Source organism: Pontibacter mucosus (genome assembly GCF_003054055.1).
GTDB lineage: Bacteria > Bacteroidota > Bacteroidia > Cytophagales > Hymenobacteraceae > Pontibacter > Pontibacter mucosus.
Window position 1 is genome coordinate 120,018 of the sequence record NZ_QBKI01000002.1, and the last position, 21,327, is coordinate 141,344.

Below are 21,327 nucleotides of genomic sequence, written 5' to 3' on the forward strand. Positions count from 1 at the left end.
CCATGCCACAAGCCGCCGCAGCCAAAGCACTAACCTGGTTATACGTGATACTTTTGCCGCTCTGCCTGGGCATTTATACTTCGTGCCAGGGCCAACAGCAGAAACAGCAGGCAACCGGCGAGTATACCTACCAAAAACCAAGCAGCGGTGGCACGGGCAAAGTATACATGGGCCGCGAAATAGCCGCCATGATCAGTCCGGCGGGTGGGGCGTGGCTGGCGCGCGAGACAAGGGAGGAAGAGGACCATGCCTTGCAGGCCATCGCAAATATGGAGCTCCGGCCCAGCAGCGTGGTCGCCGACATCGGAGCTGGGGTGGGCTTTTATACCCTGCAAATTGCGCCCAAAGTACCCGAGGGCAAAGTATACGCCGTGGAGGTGCAGGATGCCTTTGTGAAAACCCTGCAGGATCGCAAGCAGGAGCTGGGCCTGACGAACATGGAAGTGGTAAAAGGCGGCACCAAAACCACCAACCTCCCCGCTAACTCCTTGGACCTTGCCTTTATGGTGGATGTGTACCACGAACTGGAGTATCCCCGCGAGGTGCTGCAGGACATTTACCGGGCACTGAAGCCTGACGGAATTTTGCTGCTGCTGGAGTATCGCGCCGAAGACCCGGATCTGAATGTGAAGGAACTGCACAAGATGAGCGCCGCCCAGGTGAAAAAGGAGCTGGAGGCCAACGGTTTTATACTTCACCGGCAGGAAAATTTCCTGCCAAGGCAACATTTCATCATGTTCCGCAAAGCCGCCAAATAAAGCGCATACTTCTTCAGCCTCATCCTATACTCCACCTGCTGATGCGTGGAATAATAAAAATATTTTAATTTTTAATTTACTGGTATTCAATTAGTTGCTGGTTGCTGTAGAATACCTGCACCTGTTGTGGCATACAACTTGTAATTATACCATCATCGTTACGTTGCAAATTTATAAACCTTAAAGCACGTATTATGAAAAAGGTAAATTACATTTTCAGTCTGGTCTTTATAGTATCGATCTTACTGAGTTCGGCAGCTGAGGCGCAGGAAAGAAAGAAGATTAGCCCGCAGGCAAAGGGCGCTGTGATTGGAGCAGCCACCGGAGCTACCGCTGGTGCTATTATTCATAAGCGGAACCGCGTAGTGGGCGGTGTGGTAGGTGGCGTAGTAGGTGGTGGCACCGGCTATGTTATCGGTAAGAGCATCGACAACAAGCGGAAAGCCGAGGAGGCTGAGAGAGCCGCCGAGGCAGAGCGCATTGCCGCTGCTAACCGTGCCGCAGAGGCCAGAAATACCAGAACGGTAGCCGCCAGGTCTACTGCCCCTGTAAGCAAGCCTGCACCGGCCAAAGCAGCCGCTGAGCCGGTAAAACACGCGCTGGTTGCCCAAAACATGGCTCCATACACCGAATATAACGTGATGGAGGACCCAATCATCAGCATGGGCTTCCTGCCAAACCCGGACTTCGGCAACCCTTCCAAGCCATACTATACTTCTGAAGTAAGAAGGAAGAGCTGGTAAGTATAGACGGTTCTCTGCGGCAGGTAGAATGCCTGCTGCGGAAGCCATACTTACCCATGTTATACTTTAACAACAGACCTATGAAACGTTATGCATATATCCTGTTCTTTGCCGTCCTTTTTGCCGCGTGTTCGCCGGCCGAGGAAAAGGTAGACATTCGGAGCCTGAACCAGGAGTTCATCGGCGCCTGGAACAGCAACGACCCGGAGAGGGTGATATCCTTCCTGGACGACGAGGTACAATTCCTGCAGGGCGAGGTTCACTTTATGGGTAAAACCGAGGTAGCCAACAAGTGGGTGAAAGACACCTACAGCACCATCACCGACCTGAAGACCAACGTGGTAAGCTCTGGCGTGGATGGCGAGATAGCCTACGAGGCGGGTACGTTCTCGGTGGATGTACTGCCCTCCGGCCAGGACCAGATGCGCGGTATCGGGGAAGGCAACTTTATACTTCTCTGGAAGAAAAACAAAGAAGGCGAGTGGAAACTAAGCTACGCCCAGTTGGAAGGCCTGCCGGTGCAGGTAAAGAATAACTAAACTTTAAACGCATTACCCGGTTCAGTATATTAGTACAAAGTGTAATTTCCCGAAGCCACGCAGGTGCATCCTGCGTGGCTTTTCTTTTTTAGAAGTATAAGTTGTGATGAGAGCACCCCTAAGAGCTGCGGGGAGCGGAATAGTCACCCCTCCCCAACCCTCCCCTAAAAACAGGGGAGGGAGTATCGAAAATATTCTGCTGTTCCGGACATCCGTGTCCGGAACTGATGCTGCTGCGGACATCCTTGTCCGCGTTTCTGCAGTACCGGATCCAACCACCCCTTGCCCCTCCTTGTCTAAGGAGGGGAGTCTGTAATTGCTGATGCTGAAATAGAAGTTTCATAGTTGCTGTCCCTGCAAAGTATAAACCTATTAGGCGATTACATCCCTATTAAGTAAGTGCTGCTCTCCTACTTGCTGGCGCGGGTTTGTAACCCGTGCCTTGTTATGTGGTCGGATTTGTAATCCGACTGGGGCGCAGGCCCAACGATAGCCTGTCACGAGCGTGGACGCTCGCGTCATAGAGAAATTCTCCTCCTCGGAGGGGTTAGGGGTGGATTTATACTTTCACCAAAATTGCAACATGCGTTTAGAAGTATAACGCAGCGGGCTATCTTTGCCCCATGAACTCCGTTAAACTGAACGCCTATTACCGCCTCTACGCTTTTTCCGATTACCAGAGTATGAAGTCGGCGCTGCCGTATATGCGGCGGGTGATGCTGGCCAAACCTCTGGCAGAGGTAGAGGAAGCCGAGGCGCGGAGGTTTGTGAGCAGGGCGAGCGGGGGCGGCTTTACCAATTACCTGCAGCCCCTCGGCATCCGGCAAACGGTAAGCTCAGGTACAAACTCGCTGATAACGGCGCTGCAGCTGCTCTACAAAAGCAATGGCTACTCGGCCAGGTATATAGTGATTGAGCGGAGCTAAGGCCGCAGCCATACTTCTAAAACAAACGAGGCTGCCCGGTTCTCCCGGACAGCCTCGCAAAGTATAGAATCAGATTTACTGACTTTAGGCCTGCTTTACCAGCTGTATCTCGCCTTGTAGTTTCAGCTCTTCGCCCAGCATCACGCCGCCTGTCTCCAGGGCTGCATTGTAGTTAATGCCCCAGTCTTTGCGGTTAATCTTGCCGCTGATAGAGAAACCGGCTTTCACGTTGCCCCAAGGGTCGGTAGCAATGCCGTTGTGCTCAACAGAAAGCTTCACCGGCTTGGTTGTTTCCTTTATCGTCAAGTCGCCGTAGAGGTTGAAGGTCTCGTCATCCACGCGCTCCACCTTTGTAGACACGAATTTCATGGTCGGGTGCAGGTCGGTTGCAAAGAAATCGGCGTTGCGCAGGTGCTCGTCGCGCTGCTCGTTGCTGGTATCAATAGAGGCAGGGTTGATGTTTGCCACCACTTTTGCGTTTGTAAAGTCGTCTCCTTCCGTCTCGGCTTCCGCTTCAAACTCAGTGAACTTGCCGGTAACGTTAGAGATCATCAGGTGCTTAATTTTAAAACCAAGCTCGCTGTGGGTTGGGTCCAGAGACCATTTTGTAGTTGCCATTCTTATTCGTACTTAATTGTTTTATTATAAATATCTAATGGTGTTCTGTTTTCTAACACTGTTAGGTATAAAGGCAAAAAAATTAGGATTTCATGCCGGTTACAAAGCCGCGGATAAAATCCTGCAGCACTAACTGGTTCAGGTCGCTTTTGTTTTCGCCGCTTCCCATCATGTTTATGGATACCAGGCCGTGCAGCATAGACCAAAACGTGTGCAGTTTCAGAAAAGGATCCGTATCCGGTTGTTTGCCAGCGGCAATAAGCTCCTTTACCGGTTGCAGGATCAAATCGCTGAAGGTGCTCAGCTCGCTGATCTGGTTAACGGTTTCGCAGGAGGGGATGCCCAGGCCATACATCACCTGGTAATACGCCACGTTGTCGAAGGCGAATTTCCAATAGGCATAAGCCATGGCCTCAATCTGCTCCTCAGGAGTGGTGGCGCGGTGCTTTGCCTTTATCAGTTCCTGGTTCAGTTGCTGGAATCCTTGCTTGATCAGTTCCAGCAGGATAGCCTCCTTGTTGGCGAAGTGGTCATAGATAACGGGAACGCTGTACTCAATCGCCTCGGCAATTTTACGGATAGAGAGCGCCTGCCAGCCATCCTGCACCACCAGTTGCCAGGCTGCCTCAAGTATGGAGGCTCTCACCTCCTCCTTATGCCGTTTCTTTCGCTCCGCGATTCCCATTTTTTATTACCTCTGTTATTTTACCTAACAGTGTTAGCAAAGGTAGAGGTTCCGCTTGATAAAACAAAAAATTGCCAGCGCAAAGTATAGCTGCCAGAGCAAAGCAAACGAGGCTGCCCGGTTTCCCCGGACAGCCCCACAAAGTATAAAATCTTTGCTTCGCCCTGCCTTACGCTACCTTTTCAGCGGGGCGCTTGAATACTTTTTTGCCCAGGTTCAGCACCATAGCGATAATGGCGCCCAGCAAAATGCCGCCCAGGGCCAGCACCACTACCTTCACTAACCAGGCCAGCGCAGGCACACCGGAGAGGGCATGCTCTAAGGACTCCAGCGGATGGTGCATGAATGGCAATCCGTGCGCAATTATCTCGGCACCCACCCACAGCATGGCTGCGGTGCCCAGGTACCCGAGCAGCGTCAGAAACTTCGGCATGGATTTTACGATGCTGCGTCCGATCTTCCGGGTAGTCGGGTGGAATTTGTCCTGCGCCATGTGCACCCCAATGTCGTCGGCTTTCACAATCAGGGCCACAAATCCGTAAACGGCAATGGTGATGAAGACGGCCACTGTAATCAAAACCACGATCTGGTTCATCAGCGGGCTGTTGGCCACGGTGGCGTAGGCAATGGCCATAATCTCAGCTGAAAGTATAAAATCAGTCCGCACGGCGCTGCCAACGCGCTCTTTTTCCAGCTCCTGCGGGGTAATCGTTTCCATTTCCTCTGTTGGGGCATCGGTGGGCTCGTGGGTCTTGCTGAACATGGAGTGGACTTTTTCATAGCCCTCGAAGCACAGGTAGGCACCGCCCAGCATGAGCAGGTAGGGTATCACCGCCGGCGCAAAATAGCCCAGCACCAGGGCAGCTGGCCCCAGAAATATCGCCTTGTTTATCAGCGACTTCTTGGCGATTTGGTAGATGATGGAGAGTTCGCGCTTGGGGTCGAGGCCCACCACATACTTCGGCGTCACGGCGGTGTCATCAATCACGATGCCGGAGACCTTACCCGTCGTTTTCGCCACCTGCGTCGGTACGTCGTCGAGGCTTGCCGCGCTTACTTTCACCAGCGCTGCCACATCATCCAATAGAGCGAGAAGACCTGTCGCCATTATCTGTTTGTTAGTTTAAAGTATAACCTGGCTTGTGCTGCCCAACCTTTACGGAAGTATAGTGACAGCACAATGTTTCAGGATCCTAAATTAAGCGAAAGAAGCAGGATCGCAATCAAGACTTCTTCTTACGTTGAAAAAAAATGAATGGCGGGCTTTTGCCAGGTTGCCGCTGCTCCGGATTCCTCATCCGGGGCTTTATACTTTGCTGGTTTGCCATCCGTTTTTGTTCTTGGAACTGCGGCCTTTCTGCGGCGGATTACAAATCCGCGATTATGATACTTTCGGATTGCAAATCCGAAAGAGCGAGTGGGGTGGTGTATCAGTAGTAGACGCAAATCGCTGGTTTATACTTTATGCCCTGGCCCAGGGGTTGATGCCTGCCGCCCTGATCTTAAAGTATAAAAGCAGCAGGTAGGCCATGTCGAAAATGAAGATGCTCACATACAGCAGGTTCAGAAAATAGGAGTGAGGGAAGTATAGGTACAGCAGTATGGAAGGAAACACGGTGCCAACCATCTTGCACAGCGCAATATAAAGCGACTGCCCCTCGTGGCTGTTCCGTTTCAGCAGCAGCTGAATGAAAAGTATGGACATGAGCAGGTTCTGGCTGAAGGCCGCGTACACCCCGTTCAGGTCGTTAAGCTCGCGCGACAGCAGCAAAATAAACAGGAATGACAAGAGCAGCGTGAGCAGGAAAGTGGGATAAAAGAGGCTGCCAGGCAAATGCTTCGGAAACGCCTTTCTTCCATAGGTCAGGTACTGCACCAGAATGCCGGCGTCCAGGGCAAGCCAGGCATAATCGATGTAGAGCTGCGGTTTGCTGTGCGGATGCACGAAGGAAAAGATAAACTCCCAGGAGAGGTTCGCGCAAAGCGCCACCACCGGCATGCCATAGCTCTTGTCGAGAAAGCCCCGCCGCAGGATGAGCAGGTACGCCAGCGACCAGAAGATACCGCTGCATACTTTTAAGATGGCATCTACGGTGGGGTCTACATGAAGCGGGTTCTGTAGCATGTATGTTCGTCCTGGTTCCTGAATCTATACTTCCTGGCCGTGTGCTTTATACTTGCAGGAGCCTTTTCATACTTTGCTACAGGCCGGGAAGTTCTCCGTGATAAGTATAAATTTATTAAACAACACAGCGGCAGCGTTCGCTTGTGACAGGGGTTAGTTGCTGTGGACTGCTTTTCCAAAAGTTTATGAGGAGCATGTTAGATGCTTACGTAATGTTTCGGCAGTTTTGTAGCTGGTTGTTGGTAAAAGAACCGATAGCGGCGTAAGTATTTATATAAACATGAAGAATGGGTGATTCAACAAATATTTGTTTGTCTTGTGGCTGCTGTTGCGATGGTACCATGATTGGTTTTGTACAGCTCGACCCGGAAGAGTTGCCTGTGTTGAGAGATTTAGTAGATGTTGAGAATGGAAATGGGGAAGGGTTCCTTCTTCATCCCTGTAAAAAATTTTGTGATGGTTGCACGATCTATTCCAGAAGACCGAAACAATGTGCCCTTTTCAAGTGCGAACTCCTGAAATCCGTCGAGCAAAAGGAACTGGACTTTGATTCGGCTGTCGAAATTGTCGATGAGCTTAAACAAAGAAGGATCACTATAGAAGAAAAGTTGGCGCTACTGCAGATCGAACTTCCATTCCAATCCTTTTACTTTAAAATGGTCGGATTGAAAAACCTGTTTCAGAAAAGCGAGCCTGCATCATTAACGCAAGACCACATGGCTTTGAAATCGGATCTCGAGCAACTCGATAGTCTATTGTCAAAAAGATTTGGCGTCCCTATACTCTAAATAGAGAATTAGTGGTTGAATCCATGATCTAACCTTATCACTACTTTTTTGTGACAATCCTGCTTATGTGCCGACTACTTGAACATAACATTTAATGTGGGGTTTAGAGATAAGAAGTTTGGTTCGACGGTAAAGCACCAAACTACCACGCTATAGCAAATGTGATGTAGCATTTTTAAAGAAAATTTGAGCCGCTTATTTTATGGGCTTATCGCAATACAACTATTATGGAAGAAGATAAAGTACTGAGTTATATTGAGGATGTGTTAGAAAACATGCCAGCTGACTGGTTGAGGCTAACAACGCATCGACTGGATATTTACAAGGAACAACTGGCAAAAACTGAATTCCTGGAGCAGTTTGAAAGCCTGTTTAAAGACCGTAATGCGGAGACAGCAGCACTCAGTGCATTACCCACTGCTTTCGATTACATCCGGTTGGGCCACCCCTTATCTTCGGTGCTGGAGTGGGCAATTGCCAGCTTACACGGGTTAAAACCGGAACAAGTCATCAGCTTCTCCTCCAGGACGATGCCTGTTTTGGCCGTGCTAAGGAAAAACTTACTGGCACAGAAGAATACACGCATCGTGTATACAGGTGCCTTACCAGATTTCTTTGACGCGGAAGTTCTAAGGCGTGTGTATGGCTATACGTTTGACTTAGAGCACGTTGAGAAAGTAGAAGAGATTACTGAGTTTGACGGCAGCACCGTTTTCTATTCACAGGATGATGAAGTGGGGCAAGCTACCCTCACGCCTCAAATTGACTTTTATGTGAGTGTGCATGCGCAGCTCGGAAGTATAATTTTGGTAAATGGCGAGAAGAACAAAGGCTACGTTTCAGAAATACAGCATGTAAGAAGGAGAGAGAGCATTGCCATGACGCCGGCCAATTGTTTCGCTGCCCTGCAGCAGCTGGTAGGAAAGTCTTCTGCTGATAAAGAGAAGGGCAATGCCGCAGCTAACAAAGCACAGGCTCAGAACTTGATCAAAGAAATTACCGGCACAGCTACGAAAGCGCTGCTTGGTTCCTCCGGGCTGTCTACGCAATATGCGATCATGATGGGTCTTGTTCATGAGGCTCTGGAAAAACATCCGGGTAAAGACATCAAATTTGTTGTTCCGCCAAACTGTTATGGCGGCACAAACGACCAGGCCAGGCGGGTAGCTGCCGCTCTCGACAAGGTGGAAATAGTGGACCTGCTGGTGGATGGGGAGCATGAGATGGTCCGAAGTATAGATACGGTGCTGGAGGAAATCGCCCGCCAGGATGCCGTGCCTTATATTATTGCGGAGATTCCGACAAACCCGAGAGTCGAGGTTCCGGATCTGGCAAAGTTAAGGGAGGTGCTAAGCAAAGCGCGTAAGACGGCAGCCGGCAAAGTTGCGGTTGACCCGGTTTTCATCCTGGATCAGACCTTCTGCCCGAATGTACAATTTGTAAGCAAAGATGGGATTCTCTCCTCGATAAGGACCATTTCGTACGTAAGCGGATCGAAATTCCCGAGTGGCGGAAAAGCGACAGCCGGTTACTGTGTAGCCAATGCAAAAGCGGAAGCCTTGCTGGAGAAGATTGAAAAGCACCTGCTGCTTTGCGATAATGAGGCGACGGACCATCAGGTAGAGATGCTGGCAGAGCAACTGCCTTCCATGAACCAAAGGATTGCAGATGCCTACAGGAACACGCGGGAGTTTGTAAACTTTATAAAAGATACGCTGCCGGAGGCGAAGATTAACTTTGTTTCAGAGGAACTGGCAAAAGAAGGATTTACGCCGTCTGTGTTTTCACTGGATCTTCCTACGAAAGGGAATACGCACGAAGAAAGGGAAACCTACAAGCGGGCGCTGAATGATAAATTGATCAACATGATGATCAAAAGCATCCCCCATGAAAGTAAATACTGTGTGAGCTATGGTCAGCTAAAGGGCTGTTACTGGACGATACCTGCCACCTCCACGCAAGGAACGACCAAGGAAGCCGACAAAGATTATATTGCCCGGGTATCCCTGTCTCCTGATCTGGATCTGGAACTACATAAAAAAGTTTTCAAAGACTTTGTAGAGCAGATATAAGGCTGGTGGAGGTAGGGTAATACCAAAGCCAACCGAACCTGTGTTAGCCGCTATGTTACTCGCTTACGCGATGTGATTAGCGGCTAACGGCGTTTTAGGGCTATAACACATGCTTCCGTTTGTGCTGGGGATTTTGTTGTTGGTGATAACACCAACGATGGCAGGATATGAGTAACAAAACACTGGCGCAAGCGTCCGCTTGTGCCGCGATGTTAACGGCTTATACTATACCCCACGTTACTCGATCAGCATAATGTCCAGCAAACCAGGTTCTCCTGCATAGGCAGCGGCGCTGCTGTATGTATAAGCCTCGGGGCGGCTGACAAAGCCAGCCTCTACCGGGTTTTGGTGGATGTAGTCCAACTTCTGCTGCAGCAGAAAATTCGTGTTTAGCTCGATAGGGTGGTTGTGCTGCTGCCAGAACTGAAAGTCATTGTTGTTGCCGTTCTTCTTCCCGGCCCGCTGCATCAGCCACAGCATCCATTCTTTGCGGCTCTCCTGCGGGTTATCCTGTATAGCTTTTCTGAGTTGGGTGGAAGTATAGCTTTTAAAGTCGCGCAAGATGTTTTGGAGCGGCTCCTGTTGGCTGCCGATGATTAGGTGCACGTGGCTGGTCATGATGCAGTAGGCGTATACTTCCAGCCCTTTATACTTTGTGCAATAGCTCAGGCTTTCGAGTAGCACCTGCCGATATTCGTCACGGATGAACACGTCTACCCAGTACACGACCGGGAAGCTTACAAAGTATAGCTTGTGCTGGTCCCTGAATTTATACTTCCTGCTCATGCTTTTTATACTTGCTGGAGCCTTTCCATACTTTGCTGCAGGCTGTCAGGTTCTATTGTCTTTGTAGAAACCCACACACTACATCATAGCGCAAGCGTCCGCTTGTGCTGCCGCTGCTTTGGCTACGGGTTAGGATTTATGCTGGCTTTGATGCAGGGCAGGTGAAGTAGTATTGCTGTCGCAAGGCACAAGCGGACGCTTGCGCCAGAGAAATAAACTATTGTATAGGTTTAAAATATGAAAATATATAAAATTATTTTGAATAAAATATTTTATATTATTAGTATAATTTTATATATTTATTGATAAGTACATTTTTGGCTATAAAACAAGGCGTATATGGACTTTATAGACGTGATAAAGGCTCTTGGTGAAAAAGTGAGCCGAATGAAAGACACTATTCAAACTGAAGAGGCAACCAAGAACGCCTTTGTGATGCCATTCATTGCGGCACTTGGCTATGATGTTTTCAATCCTCTTGAGGTGATCCCCGAATTCGTTGCGGATCTAGGAATCAAGAAAGGCGAAAAAGTAGATTACTGTATTCAAAAGAATGGAAAGCCAATAATTATTATTGAGTGTAAGCATTGGAAGGAAGAACTAAATGTTCATAACTCTCAGCTACATCGCTATTTCCATGTGTGCAGCACTCGCTTCGGCATTCTAACGAATGGCATTATTTACCGCTTCTATACTGATTTAGAGGAAGCTAATAAGATGGACAACAGGCCATTCTGGGAATTTAACATTACAGACATGAATGAGGCAGCTGTTCATGAATTGAAGAAGTACCAGAAGAATGCCTTTGATGTAGACCAAATTGTAAACGCAGCTACCGAACTAAAGTATACCCGGGAAATCAAAAAGATAGTAGGGGCTGAGTTTAGCAATCCCACAGAACCATTTGTACGCTACTTCGCAAAGCAAATCCATACTGGGATGGTGACCTCTAAAGTGATGGAGCAGTTTACTCCTATGGTAAAGAAATCCTTACAGCAGTATGTCAGCGAGCTAATAAGCGACCGGCTAAAGTCTGCTCTTTCCAATGAAGCAAATTCTGCCAAAGAAGATCAGGAGCAAAAGGCAGATCAAACACAGGCAGTAGCTCCGAGTCTACCTGAAGACAATAGTATAGAATTTACAGAGTTAGAAAAAGAAGGCTTCTTTATAGTAAAATCAATTTTAAGAACTAAGGTAGACAGCAATAGATTATATTATCGAGATACTCAGCGATACCTAAACATTTTGCTTGATGATAACATCCGCAAAACAATCTGCCGACTTCATTTAAATGCTGCTAAGAAATACATAAGCTGGACAGATAATACAGGGAAAGAGGCTAAGGTTGAAATCGGATCGCTTGATAATATCTATGATTACTCCGAACAGCTTATCAACTCTATGATGAGATTTGAGAAGGTTTCTGAACCACAAACTGTATAAACAGCTTGTTCGCTCCAAAACTAACGCCATTGTTGGTATTTTCACCAACTACATAAATACCAAAACCCTGCAGACATTCATCTGCAGGGCTTTTTACCTTGGGTCAGGGTCGAACCGGCACGAGTGTTACCTCATCAATATTCAAGACCAACGCAGCTACCAACTCCGCCTCATTTTGCACAAGTAACTAGGAATAACTTTGCCAACGCTCTTATTTATCTATTTAAGTCGCACCTTTTAAAGTATAATCACGCGTAAAATTATTATACGCGAAGCGGGTGTTTCTTCTGCGGTTTGCTGCACAGGAAACGGCCTCCCTCTCCTTTACTAAAATAGCTATTCAGAACGCTATTGAAGTTGCTTCTCCTCTCACATTGGCGTTGAAACGGTTGTTTATGAATTCAAATCTTTGTCATAACAGCTACTTTTAGCCTTCTCAGGAGTATCTCCTCCCAATTCCTGCTCACCCAGATGAGCAGATGAACCTGCATTTACACCAGCACATCCCGTAACAGCCGGTAACCACCCTGAACCTATCGCTAGCCTGCTGCTCTGGCAGGAGTCGCCGCGTGCTATTAGAAGACATACAACATGAATCGTTCTAGCTATGAAAATAATAATACTTTCGTCAGGGCTACAGCTACTGCTGTGCCTGATTTCTTTTACAGTTTTAGCCCAGCAACCGAAGCTGGAATGGGCCCAGCGCTGGAACAGCGAGGGTAACGTGTACGAGTCTGCCGTAGACGTTGCCGTAGACGCAGCAGGCAACAGCTACGTAACCGGCAGAAGTACAGGAACGACCGGCCCATCCGGAATACTCACCATCAAATACTCACCTACTGGTGAGCAACTGTGGGTTAAGTTTGATGAAGCCTTCCATTCTTTCCCGGTTGGCATTGCGGTTGATAACCAGGGTGGCGTGTATCTTACGGGCGCTATCGTAGATTCTACCATTGAAGTTGGCGAAGGAGGTCAAAGCGTCATTGTTGATATGCTGACTGTCCGTTACGATGCCGCCACCGGAGAGCAAACCTGGGCCAGCCGCTTCGGAACCGTAGGCGACAATGATAGTCCAAGCGCTATAGAGGTTGATAACAAAGGCGGCGTTTATGTAACCGGAACCAGTTCTGTTTTTGACGTGCCTGCCAATTTCACCACCATCCGTTACGATGCCGCTACCGGAGCGCAAACCTGGGTCAGTCGCTATGATAGCCCAGGTGACAACCAGGATTCAGCCGTGGATCTGGCCATCGATGATCAGGGCGGCATCTATGTTACCGGAAATAGCTCCAGTGACACCACTGTATACATTTCGACGGTCCGCTACGATGCTGCTACCGGTGCAGCGTCCTGGAATAGTCTTTACGATGCACCCGGCAGTATTGAGGGAGCTAGTGCCATTGCTGTTGACAACCAGGGGGGAGTATACGTTACCGGAGAACAAAGGAGCAACGACTTTTCTGTTGTCGATTTTATAACTTTCCGCTTAGAGGCCACTTCCGGAGAAAGGGTGTGGGCCAGCAATTTTGATGGGCCCAATGGTAACTTTGATTCCCCCATCGACATTGCGGTTGATAACCAGGGCGGCGTCTACATCACCGGTAATAGCACCAGCGTCGATTTTTCGAACAGAGACTATGCCACCGTGCGTTACAACGCGGCCACAGGCGAAGAGGCCTGGGTTAGCTTCTACAACAGTTCCGAAAACAGTTTTGACCTGGCTACTGCACTTGCCGTGGATACGTTGGGTGGGGTTTATGTGACGGGCTTCAACAATAACAGCGAACGAACAAACCAGGATTATGCCACTATTCGCTACGAGGCTGCAACGGGCGAGCAAAGCTGGCTCAGCACCTACGACGGCCCCCGTGAGTTGCCAAACGAAAGCCCCGACCTGGCCAGAGACATTGCCATAGATAATCAAGGTGGGGTTATCGTTACAGGCGAGAGTTATGCCGACTTCGGCACAGTACGCTACGATGCCACGACAGGTGAACAAGTATGGGCACAGATCTACAACGTCAGGGAAAACCTGAATGAATTTGCCATAGCAGTGGCTGTAGACGCAGAAGGGAACAGCTATGTAACGGGCATCAGAAAGGTAGGCTTCGGTTGGGTGGTTACGGTTAAGTATTCTCCTTCCGGCGAAGAGTTGTGGGCAGCCCAGTTTAGTTTCGATAGAACCAGTGGCATCGCTGTAGATAACCAGGGGGGAGTTTATGTAACCGGGCTATACTTCAATTTAGATAACTTCTCCTACGATTACGCTACCATCCGGTATGATGCTGCAACGGGCGAACAGAGCTGGATTAGCTTCTACAACGGGCCTGCTATGAACTTTGCTGATCATGTCAGGGCTATTGCTGCTGACAGTGCCGGCGGCGTCTACGTCACGGGTTTCAGTTATAACGAAGACTTAACCACCGACTATGCCACCGTGCGTTATGAGGCGGCAACCGGCGCGCAAACCTGGGCCAGCCGCTACAGCGGGCCTGAGGGCACAAGTATGGATTCAGCGGCTGCCATTACGATTGATGAACAGGGCGGCGTCTACGTTACTGGCGTCAGCGCGATCGACAGCACCAACACTGCCTTTGCCACCGTGCGCTACGACGCCTTAACGGGAGAGGAGAGTTGGGCAAGCCGTTACGACAAGGCCGGCAGCGCGGATGTTGCCACTGCCATCACAACAGATAACGCGGGTGGTGTTTACGTTACCGGGTATAGTGGAAGCGCTGATGGCGGATTTGATTATACTTCCGTCCGCTACAATGCGGCAACAGGCGCAGCGAGCTGGGTCAGTAACTATACTGGGGAAAACAGCAGCGACGACAGAGCCATTGCCATTGCCGCAGACATGGCAGGGGGCGTCTATGTTACCGGCACCAGTATAGCAGGCAACACCAGCGATTATGCTACGCTCCGTTACGATGCGGCCACCGGCGCAGAAAGCTGGGTTAGCCGCTACGATGGCTCCACCAGCAGCAGAGACTCTGCCGCAGCTATAGCCGTTGACAATACCGGCGGCGTTTACGTGACAGGTGTTAGCTACGATGCGAACCAGCATGGCGACTTTGCCACCGTGCGCTACGACGCCACTACCGGAGAACAAGTATGGGCAGAGCGTTATGGCAGCCCGCAGAGCCAGGAGGATGTGGCGGTAGACATGGCGTTGGATAGGGAAGGGAATCTCATCATCACCGGCTATAGCTACAGCCCTGAAACGCTTTATGACTTTCTCACTGTTAAATACAGTCAGTGTCTGCCATTGGCTAGGGCAAACATCACTGGCAGTACCAATGCTGCCGTGGGTACCAGCAACTCCGCCTACTCCATCTCCACCCTCGGGGCCACTTCCTATACCTGGGCGATAACTGATATAGACGGCAATGCTTATACTGATTTCAGGGGCCAAGGTACAGGCGCCATTATGGTGGACTGGCCGGAGGAGCCAAATGTCTACAAACTTAGCGTAGAGTACAGTGCAGCGGGAAGCTGTGAAGCTCAAAGCGCAGCTATTTATGTCTACGTCTACGACTCCGAGGCCGGGTATGTCTCTGGTGGAGGTTGGAGCGTGTCCTCAACCAATGCCGGGTACGAATTGATGCGACAGGGCGGGATGCTTTATTGGGGCTTTGTAGCCAGGTATACGGGTGAAGAAAGGGTGCAGGGATCAACCCTGATGATTCTGGACGCTGGTCCCGTTATCTTCCGCAGCACCAGCGTGGAGGACGGTTCGCTGGTTATCTCAGGAAACAGGGCCTTCTTTAAGGGTACAGGTATCCTATTCCACCAGCGGGGGTTAGACACCGACAGGGACGAGCGCCAATTCGGCTACCTTATTGCCGCCACCGACGGGCAACTTGGCTCAAGTACTGGCCCTGACCAACTGCGGCTCAGGGTATGGGTTATTGAGGAGGATGGAACCGAGGGCGCGGTAGTTTATGACAACCAGGTGGGCTGTTCTTCTGCCAGTTTGGATCTCAACGCTCCGGCCTGCAACGCTATTGACAGGGGCGACATTATCATCAACAAACCACAGTCCAATAGCCTGAGCAGTGCCATCTCACAAAACGCTGTGGTGGAGCCTGCCACCCAAGACTTGCTGGCTTATCCCACTGCCTTCTCTGGCCGTACCACCCTTTCTTTTGCAACTGACAGCGAGGCAGGTTATACGTTGGAACTCTACGATCTGAAAGGAGCGTTGGTGCGATCTATTGCCGCCGGGCAGACAGAAGCCGGCAAGCGGTACGAACACGAACTGAGCGCCGACGGCCTGTCGAAAGGCATGTACCTGGTGCGCTTAAGTACGGGAGATAAGGTACAGTCTGTAAAAGTTGTCGTGGATAGGTAAAGCTATCTTCTTGTCTGAAAACAAAAAAGCCCTGCAGATGAAAGTCTGCAGGGCTTTTTTGCCTTGTTGCACAATATGTCACGAAGAACAAAGCTGAGTCTAAGTGTCAGGTCTGGAACTGCTCCAAGTCTATCTCTGCACTTTATACCGACTTCTATACGGACTACAGCTTCTTGGAGGAACTACAGAGGCTTAAGAAGGATGAGATTGAGGAAGTGCCGCTTGAGTTCTGCAAGCTTCATCTTGTGCCTTTGGATAAGACTACCATCAGGTTTTATGACCGACTAGAGAATAAGAATACTAGAGAATAAGAATAGAAGAATATTAGAAAACATAAATCTACAAGATCATGCCAGTATCAAGAAATAGAAAAAAGAAGAACAACCAGAATAATAAGCCTAAAGCCAAGGCAATAAATCAGAGAATAGATGATTGTCGAAATTGTGAGAGCTTAAGAGACGAATTTACATTTGAGGAGCTTCTTGATGTGGAACAAACACATTGGGCAAGATCAGGGGTGGTAAGGCAAATAGGTTACTTTCTCTATTGTCCTAATTATGATGAATATTCAGCGATATTAGAAATGGATGATGAACTTTAATACAAAAAGCCGGAGTGGTTTACTCCGGCTTTTTGTATTAAAGATGTATGTTTATATTAAATAATTCATTTATTTGTTTCTTCCTTAGCTTAAAATTTGGTAGTTATAACAATAGCTTACCACATGATAGAATGAAAAAGATACTAATAATTTTAAATATCGTTGCCTTATTAGCCTCTTTGATTTGGCTAATGACAAATCAAGATTGGGAGCCTCTTGTGACATCTTTGGGATTACTAAGTAGTTTGATAACTCTGGTATATTCTAACTCAGAAGAAAAAGGCAAAATAAAGATGAAGCAAAAAGGAGGTAGCAACTCCAAAAATTATCAATCAGTTGGCGATATAAATATTAATTCAAATAATGATAAATGATAAAAATTTAAAACAAGAAGGTGGGCAGAATTCTACTAATTTACAGGGGCAGAATGTTAATATCTATAATGGAATTACTTATAGGGATGCTAAGGAAATCTTCCAAGATTTGTTTATAAGCAATTTCATAACTCTTAAGTATGAAGCTGCAGAAGTGGCTCAACAAAGAGCAGAAGAAATCACAGAAAAGTTTCTAAACAAGCTGAATGAGAAGAGTCCTGAGTCTCTTCAGCAATTTCAGGAGCCTGCCATGCAAGATGCCCTTTTTACGACGCAGAAGGAGTACGCAAAATCAGGAGATACTGACTTGGGAGATTTACTTGTTGATATCCTTGTTGATAGGGCTCAAGCTTCAACCAGAAATATGGTTCAGCTTGTGTTGGATGAGGCATTAAAAATAGCTCCTTCGCTAACAGTTGAGCAACTGGATACGCTAACCCTTATTTTCTTGCTGATTAGGACTAAAAGTTTGAATTTAAGGTCCTTCGATGATTTAAAAGTGATGATACAAAGGGAAATTGAACCATTTGTGCCGAATCTTTCTACTGAAAACAATCTCTATAGTTATTTAGAATTTCAGAGGTGTGGCCATATTCGGACTGGAAGTTATGGTAATCTTGAAGATAACTGGAGAAGAACTTATAAGGGGTTATTTTCAAAAGGCATGACAATAGAAGAGTTGGAGAAGTTGCTGGGTGGTCCGTGTCAATTTCCTTCATTAATAATCCATTGCTTTCATAATGACGCTTTACTCCAGATATCTGCGTTAGATGATCAAATGTTGGAGCAGCAAATGGAAAAATTTCATGTTCCTAATGAGTTAAAGCAGAAATATAGACAAGCTTTCGAAAGCTCTACTATGAATTCAACTCAGATAAAAGAACTACTTCTAAACACTAATAAATGTTTTGATAAAATTTTCTCCGTCCTTAGTAGCTCAAGGTTTAGTAATTTTGAGTTGTCATTCGTAGGTATAGCAATAGCTCATGCAAACTTCAGAAGGAGGACAGGAATGACATTAGATTTATCGATCTGGATAAAGTAATGATATCTAGGAACAGAAAACAGATATAATTCCGTCCCCCAAAAACAAAAAAGACCTGTAAACATTTGATTTACAGGTCTTTTATTCTCTAAATGTACCCCTAAGTGTATTAGAATCGAACCGAATACTGGTTGATATTCTAAATATCAATGCGTTCATGAACTGGCTTAAATTGGAACATTCAAGACTTTATGAGCTTATTATAAATGCACAGTCGGAGTTGAACAACATATAAGAATCAATAGTACTAACATCTGCAGCTTCTTCATATTTACTAATATTAACAACTTAAAAGAACTGGCTTATACCAGTTCTTTTTTTATACATATAGTAGTTGTCAGTAAAAAATATTTCAATTTCTTTATATTTAGCAAAATATTCACAAAGCAAATTAAATAGTTCTTGCTACTGTGAGATAGAAAAACTTGGAAGTAGGAGCAATGGCAAATGTATCTAAAAGTTTAAATGCAGGGGTTCACAATGCTACAGGCATTGAGTTTCAGAAGCATTGTGCACTGTTTCTTCTGTTGGATAGCTATGAAAAACTAAAAGGAAAGAAGTACTTCATCTGTTTAGAACATCATGATGATTTTCTATTCTGCTTCCAGAATGATAATGGAGAGTTAACTTCAATTGATGCATATCAAGCCAAAAAATCCTCTGGTAAGTGGGGTGTTTCAGATGAATTGTGTGACATCTTAAGAAAATTGGTAGAAGTTGGAGTAGCTCTAAAAGAAGACTCAATACAAAAGGATAAATGCTATTCGCATGCACTACATTTTGTTACTAATGATGCAATAACATTAAGAGTAGGAAGTAAACCTAAAGTGGTAACTACTACAATCAATCAATCAAATAATTGGGTAGAGTTCATTAAGTTGGATAAGAAGATTAGAGACTGTCTTGAAGAAAAAGTTAAGAATAAGTTAGGGCTTAATTTTACAGCACTTGATGAAGTTGAGAACATAAAGTTTTGTTTCATTGACTTTGGTAAAACTCGACAGGGTCATATTGAGCAGCTAATTGGTAAGTTTATCTTGACTTTCAATAACAAAGTCAAAGACCCCAATGCAGCCATTCATACTTTATTAGAACTGTTTAGAGAGATAGAAACTGCTTTTAATCAAGGATACAAGGCTAACCTGTTAGATAAGAAAAAAAGGGTGGAGAGTGATGTTATTGATAAAGCTTTAAATATCATTACTTCTCAGCAAATGGCTTTTGAAACATGGCGGAATCAGAAAAGATATTTTGCTAAGTCTTTAGGTATTAATCTTATACAGCAAAAAGAGTTTGAGCTACATTTCAATAATAGTTTTGATTTATTTAAAGATTACCATCAGGCTGAACATATCAAAATATTATCTTTTGTAAGAAATAATATTCAACTGCTTGAAAGTTGTACTGATGAAGTGATGCTTGTAGAAGAAATGTTTAAAAAATTTAAGTCAGAGAATAACTCTCAACTATCTGATATTGAATTGAAAGCCGCTGTTTTTGCGGCATGTATAGAGTTAATCAATCATCATGAATAAGAAAATAGAGTTCAATAGACTTTTTGCCTATTCAGATAAAGCGAATAAATTTTTCAGTGTTGAATTTGGCAAAGGTGTTAACATTATACATGGGCGTAATACATCAGGGAAAAGTACGCTACTACTTTCTTTACTTTATGTATTTGGTATAAATGATGTTAAACTTCAACTACATGAGATTCTCCAATATGGGGGAGTAATTTTTCGTCTGGACTGTACTTTATATGGCAATCAAACAGAAGAAAATCTTACACTTATAAGAGAAGATGAAAGTTTGATTGTAAAAAGAGCTAATAAACCTGTTTTAAGGTTCAATGGGATTGGTAGTGATAATTCTGTTGAACACATAAAGCTTAAACATTTCTTTCATAAGCTTTTAGGATTCTCATTGTATTTAGAAAGCAAAAATGAATATAAAGAAGCACCTATCGAAACAATTTTTTTACCCTATTATATTTCTCAGGCTGTTGGTTGGGTATATCTCCGTAAATCCTTTAGCAACTTAGACTACTACAGAAACTTCAAAGATGATTATCTTGATTACTATTTGGGGATTGATAATTTTTTTGACAGGCTTTCCAAGCAGCGATTAGAGGATAGATTGAAGGTATTGCATAAGGAAAAAAGCTTCTTCACTAAGTTTGAAAGTAATAATATAGACTTACAGGTTGCAAGAATCATTGATGAGAAATTCACAAAAGAATCGTTAAAGTATCTCGAGACATTTAGGACTAAAAAGAAGGAGTTAGCTAATAAAGAAAAAGAATACACCTTAAAGTGTAATGAACTCAGCCTGTTTATACAGAGGAAATCCGTTCTATCTAAAGTAGCTAATCATCATAAAACACAGCGTCCAGTTGATGGAAGTTGTCCTGTATGTTTACAAAGTTTGCCTCTGAATCTTGCTGCAACATATAAATATCATCAGGAATCAAATGATACTGAATTAGAAATAACTAAGTACAAGGATAAAATCAAAAAGACACAATCTGAGGTTAATTCACTTTACAGTAAAATTTCAAAGCTTAAGAAAGATGTGCATAAAGAATATAAAATACTTAGCACGTACTTTGAAGAGGGTATAACTTTTGAAGACTGGTTAAGAAATAAAGCAAATATCAGACTTAGTGAGAATATCACTATGAATCTTGGAGGATTAGTAAGAGAAGAAGAGCAGATTAAAAAAGATTTAGAAAGCTATAAGACTGAGGAAGAAGTAGTAACAGAGAGAAATAATAGGATAAAATCTTTTGCTACGTTATTTAAAAACTACTTAACTCAGTTGCAGGTTAAATCACTTGTAGAGGATAGATATACGAACATTTATAAGATTTCTGCCTTCCCATATCAGGGAGTAGAATTACATAAAACAGTTATGGCTTATCACTTTGCATTTAATAGACTAATAAAGCAAAATCAGAATATTCACAGGCTTCCTTTCATATTAGATGCTATCTTCAAAGAAGACATAGAATACAAAAATAAAGATTTGATAATTGAGTTTATCAGTAATAATAGGCCAAAGGATACTCAAACTTTTTTCTCTATTGCAGAGATTAATGATTTAGAAAGCGAAGTTAAAAGGTTTAATAGTGAGTTCTTTGATAATGAAGCCCACCTTATTTGTATAGGTAATGGAGTAGATGAACGAGCTTTCCTTTCTGATTATGATGATAATTTTTCAGATTACTTATTAGAGACATTAGAAGTAATAAATAGCCATTAGTTATAGGTTTTGAGTAGGGCTTACCTTATTAGAGTAGGCATTAAAGCCTCTTAAGTTAACTACTTATGAGGCTTTTTTTATATGTTCCATAACCCCTTTTTATCACTCCTTTCTGTATCTAATATGAGGCAATTGCTACAATAAATCACCTGTTTATTTCTTTACTTTTTGCACTTTACATGGTTTTAGACAGCAAAATAGGGCTATAT

Annotated in this window: 18 protein-coding genes; 13 read left to right on the forward strand and 5 right to left on the reverse strand. The window is 45.4% G+C overall.

Annotated features, from left to right (window positions below):
* The first annotated feature begins 2 nt into the window (after nt 1–2).
* From C8N40_RS04165 to C8N40_RS04180, 4 genes are all read left to right on the forward strand, one after another.
* On the forward strand, nt 3–758 hold the full coding sequence (locus tag C8N40_RS04165; protein ID WP_108210539.1) for a class I SAM-dependent methyltransferase: 756 nt from the start codon (nt 3–5) through the stop codon (nt 756–758).
* A gap of 194 nt (nt 759–952) precedes the next feature.
* On the forward strand, nt 953–1,501 hold the full coding sequence (locus C8N40_RS04170) for a glycine zipper domain-containing protein (RefSeq protein WP_108210540.1): 549 nt from the start codon (nt 953–955) through the stop codon (nt 1,499–1,501).
* Nucleotides 1,502–1,581: 80 nt separating this feature from the next.
* A complete protein-coding gene (locus tag C8N40_RS04175) occupies nt 1,582–2,040 on the forward strand; it encodes a YybH family protein (RefSeq protein ID WP_108210541.1) in 459 nt (152 codons plus the stop codon).
* A 623-nt stretch (nt 2,041–2,663) separates the two neighbouring features.
* Nucleotides 2,664–2,966 carry a hypothetical protein gene (locus C8N40_RS04180; RefSeq protein WP_108210542.1) on the forward strand — a complete coding sequence of 101 codons (303 nt, stop codon included), beginning with the start codon at nt 2,664–2,666 and terminating at the stop codon, nt 2,964–2,966.
* An 84-nt stretch (nt 2,967–3,050) separates the two neighbouring features.
* On the opposite strand, the gene C8N40_RS04185 is transcribed toward C8N40_RS04180, so the two are convergent.
* From C8N40_RS04185 to C8N40_RS04200, 4 genes are all read right to left on the reverse strand, one after another.
* Nucleotides 3,051–3,584 carry a YceI family protein gene (locus C8N40_RS04185; protein WP_108210543.1) on the reverse strand — a complete coding sequence of 178 codons (534 nt, stop codon included), beginning with the start codon at nt 3,582–3,584 and terminating at the stop codon, nt 3,051–3,053.
* Between the two features lie 82 nt (nt 3,585–3,666).
* Nucleotides 3,667–4,269 carry a TetR/AcrR family transcriptional regulator gene (locus C8N40_RS04190; RefSeq protein WP_108210544.1) on the reverse strand — a complete coding sequence of 201 codons (603 nt, stop codon included), beginning with the start codon at nt 4,267–4,269 and terminating at the stop codon, nt 3,667–3,669.
* A 169-nt stretch (nt 4,270–4,438) separates the two neighbouring features.
* The gene (locus C8N40_RS04195) at nt 4,439–5,377 is read right to left on the reverse strand and encodes a DUF808 domain-containing protein (RefSeq protein ID WP_108210545.1); all 939 of its coding nucleotides are present in this window, start codon (nt 5,375–5,377) and stop codon (nt 4,439–4,441) included.
* Nucleotides 5,378–5,731: 354 nt separating this feature from the next.
* Entirely contained in the window at nt 5,732–6,394 is a 663-nt protein-coding gene (locus tag C8N40_RS04200) for a transmembrane-type terpene cyclase (protein ID WP_108210546.1), read from the reverse strand.
* Nucleotides 6,395–6,681: 287 nt separating this feature from the next.
* On the opposite strand from C8N40_RS04200, the gene C8N40_RS04205 reads away from it, so the two are divergent.
* Together C8N40_RS04205 and C8N40_RS04210 are read left to right on the forward strand one after the other, a co-directional pair.
* Nucleotides 6,682–7,182, forward strand: a complete 501-nt coding sequence (locus tag C8N40_RS04205) for a YkgJ family cysteine cluster protein (RefSeq protein WP_146173506.1) — start codon at nt 6,682–6,684, stop codon at nt 7,180–7,182.
* Between the two features lie 227 nt (nt 7,183–7,409).
* Nucleotides 7,410–9,254 carry a PLP-dependent transferase gene (locus C8N40_RS04210; RefSeq protein WP_108210548.1) on the forward strand — a complete coding sequence of 615 codons (1,845 nt, stop codon included), beginning with the start codon at nt 7,410–7,412 and terminating at the stop codon, nt 9,252–9,254.
* A 237-nt stretch (nt 9,255–9,491) separates the two neighbouring features.
* On the opposite strand, the gene C8N40_RS04215 is transcribed toward C8N40_RS04210, so the two are convergent.
* Complete coding sequence (locus tag C8N40_RS04215) at nt 9,492–10,040, reverse strand: REP-associated tyrosine transposase (protein ID WP_108210549.1); 549 nt, start codon at nt 10,038–10,040, stop codon at nt 9,492–9,494.
* 339 nt (nt 10,041–10,379) lie between these two features.
* Between C8N40_RS04215 and C8N40_RS04220 the strand changes: the two genes are divergently transcribed.
* The 7 genes from C8N40_RS04220 to C8N40_RS04245 all read left to right on the forward strand — a co-directional run bounded on the left by C8N40_RS04220 (nt 10,380) and on the right by C8N40_RS04245 (nt 21,118).
* A complete protein-coding gene (locus tag C8N40_RS04220) occupies nt 10,380–11,483 on the forward strand; it encodes a type I restriction endonuclease (RefSeq protein WP_108210550.1) in 1,104 nt (367 codons plus the stop codon).
* Nucleotides 11,484–12,090: 607 nt separating this feature from the next.
* Nucleotides 12,091–15,837, forward strand: coding sequence for a T9SS type A sorting domain-containing protein (locus C8N40_RS04225; RefSeq protein ID WP_108210551.1), 3,747 nt, complete (start codon nt 12,091–12,093; stop codon nt 15,835–15,837).
* Between the two features lie 349 nt (nt 15,838–16,186).
* Nucleotides 16,187–16,438 (forward strand): hypothetical protein, encoded by a 252-nt coding sequence (locus tag C8N40_RS22390; RefSeq protein WP_146173507.1) that lies wholly within the window; start codon nt 16,187–16,189, stop codon nt 16,436–16,438.
* A 131-nt stretch (nt 16,439–16,569) separates the two neighbouring features.
* A complete protein-coding gene (locus C8N40_RS04230) occupies nt 16,570–16,812 on the forward strand; it encodes a hypothetical protein (protein WP_211318040.1) in 243 nt (80 codons plus the stop codon).
* Entirely contained in the window at nt 16,802–17,857 is a 1,056-nt protein-coding gene (locus C8N40_RS04235; RefSeq protein WP_108210552.1) for an LPO_1073/Vpar_1526 family protein, read from the forward strand. The genes C8N40_RS04230 and C8N40_RS04235 overlap by 11 nt, the downstream gene beginning before the upstream one ends.
* 425 nt (nt 17,858–18,282) lie before the next feature.
* Nucleotides 18,283–19,392, forward strand: a complete 1,110-nt coding sequence (locus C8N40_RS04240; RefSeq protein ID WP_146173508.1) for a hypothetical protein — start codon at nt 18,283–18,285, stop codon at nt 19,390–19,392.
* Nucleotides 19,385–21,118 carry a hypothetical protein gene (locus tag C8N40_RS04245; RefSeq protein ID WP_108210554.1) on the forward strand — a complete coding sequence of 578 codons (1,734 nt, stop codon included), beginning with the start codon at nt 19,385–19,387 and terminating at the stop codon, nt 21,116–21,118. The genes C8N40_RS04240 and C8N40_RS04245 overlap by 8 nt, the downstream gene beginning before the upstream one ends.
* Nucleotides 21,119–21,327: the final 209 nt, after the last annotated feature.

Coding starts and splice junctions, on each gene's coding strand:
- C8N40_RS04170 (WP_108210540.1), top strand. CDS start 953: ATGAAAAAGGTAAATTACATTTTCAGTCTGGTCTTTATAGTATCGATC.
- C8N40_RS04185 (WP_108210543.1), bottom strand. CDS start 3,584: ATGGCAACTACAAAATGGTCTCTGGACCCAACCCACAGCGAGCTTGGT.
- C8N40_RS04220 (WP_108210550.1), top strand. CDS start 10,380: ATGGACTTTATAGACGTGATAAAGGCTCTTGGTGAAAAAGTGAGCCGA.
- C8N40_RS04195 (WP_108210545.1), bottom strand. CDS start 5,377: ATGGCGACAGGTCTTCTCGCTCTATTGGATGATGTGGCAGCGCTGGTG.
- C8N40_RS04245 (WP_108210554.1), top strand. CDS start 19,385: ATGAATAAGAAAATAGAGTTCAATAGACTTTTTGCCTATTCAGATAAA.
- C8N40_RS04180 (WP_108210542.1), top strand. CDS start 2,664: ATGAACTCCGTTAAACTGAACGCCTATTACCGCCTCTACGCTTTTTCC.
- C8N40_RS04230 (WP_211318040.1), top strand. CDS start 16,570: ATGAAAAAGATACTAATAATTTTAAATATCGTTGCCTTATTAGCCTCT.
- C8N40_RS22390 (WP_146173507.1), top strand. CDS start 16,187: ATGCCAGTATCAAGAAATAGAAAAAAGAAGAACAACCAGAATAATAAG.
- C8N40_RS04190 (WP_108210544.1), bottom strand. CDS start 4,269: ATGGGAATCGCGGAGCGAAAGAAACGGCATAAGGAGGAGGTGAGAGCC.
- C8N40_RS04165 (WP_108210539.1), top strand. CDS start 3: ATGCCACAAGCCGCCGCAGCCAAAGCACTAACCTGGTTATACGTGATA.
- C8N40_RS04215 (WP_108210549.1), bottom strand. CDS start 10,040: ATGAGCAGGAAGTATAAATTCAGGGACCAGCACAAGCTATACTTTGTA.
- C8N40_RS04205 (WP_146173506.1), top strand. CDS start 6,682: ATGGGTGATTCAACAAATATTTGTTTGTCTTGTGGCTGCTGTTGCGAT.
- C8N40_RS04225 (WP_108210551.1), top strand. CDS start 12,091: ATGAAAATAATAATACTTTCGTCAGGGCTACAGCTACTGCTGTGCCTG.
- C8N40_RS04200 (WP_108210546.1), bottom strand. CDS start 6,394: ATGCTACAGAACCCGCTTCATGTAGACCCCACCGTAGATGCCATCTTA.
- C8N40_RS04175 (WP_108210541.1), top strand. CDS start 1,582: ATGAAACGTTATGCATATATCCTGTTCTTTGCCGTCCTTTTTGCCGCG.
- C8N40_RS04210 (WP_108210548.1), top strand. CDS start 7,410: ATGGAAGAAGATAAAGTACTGAGTTATATTGAGGATGTGTTAGAAAAC.
- C8N40_RS04235 (WP_108210552.1), top strand. CDS start 16,802: ATGATAAATGATAAAAATTTAAAACAAGAAGGTGGGCAGAATTCTACT.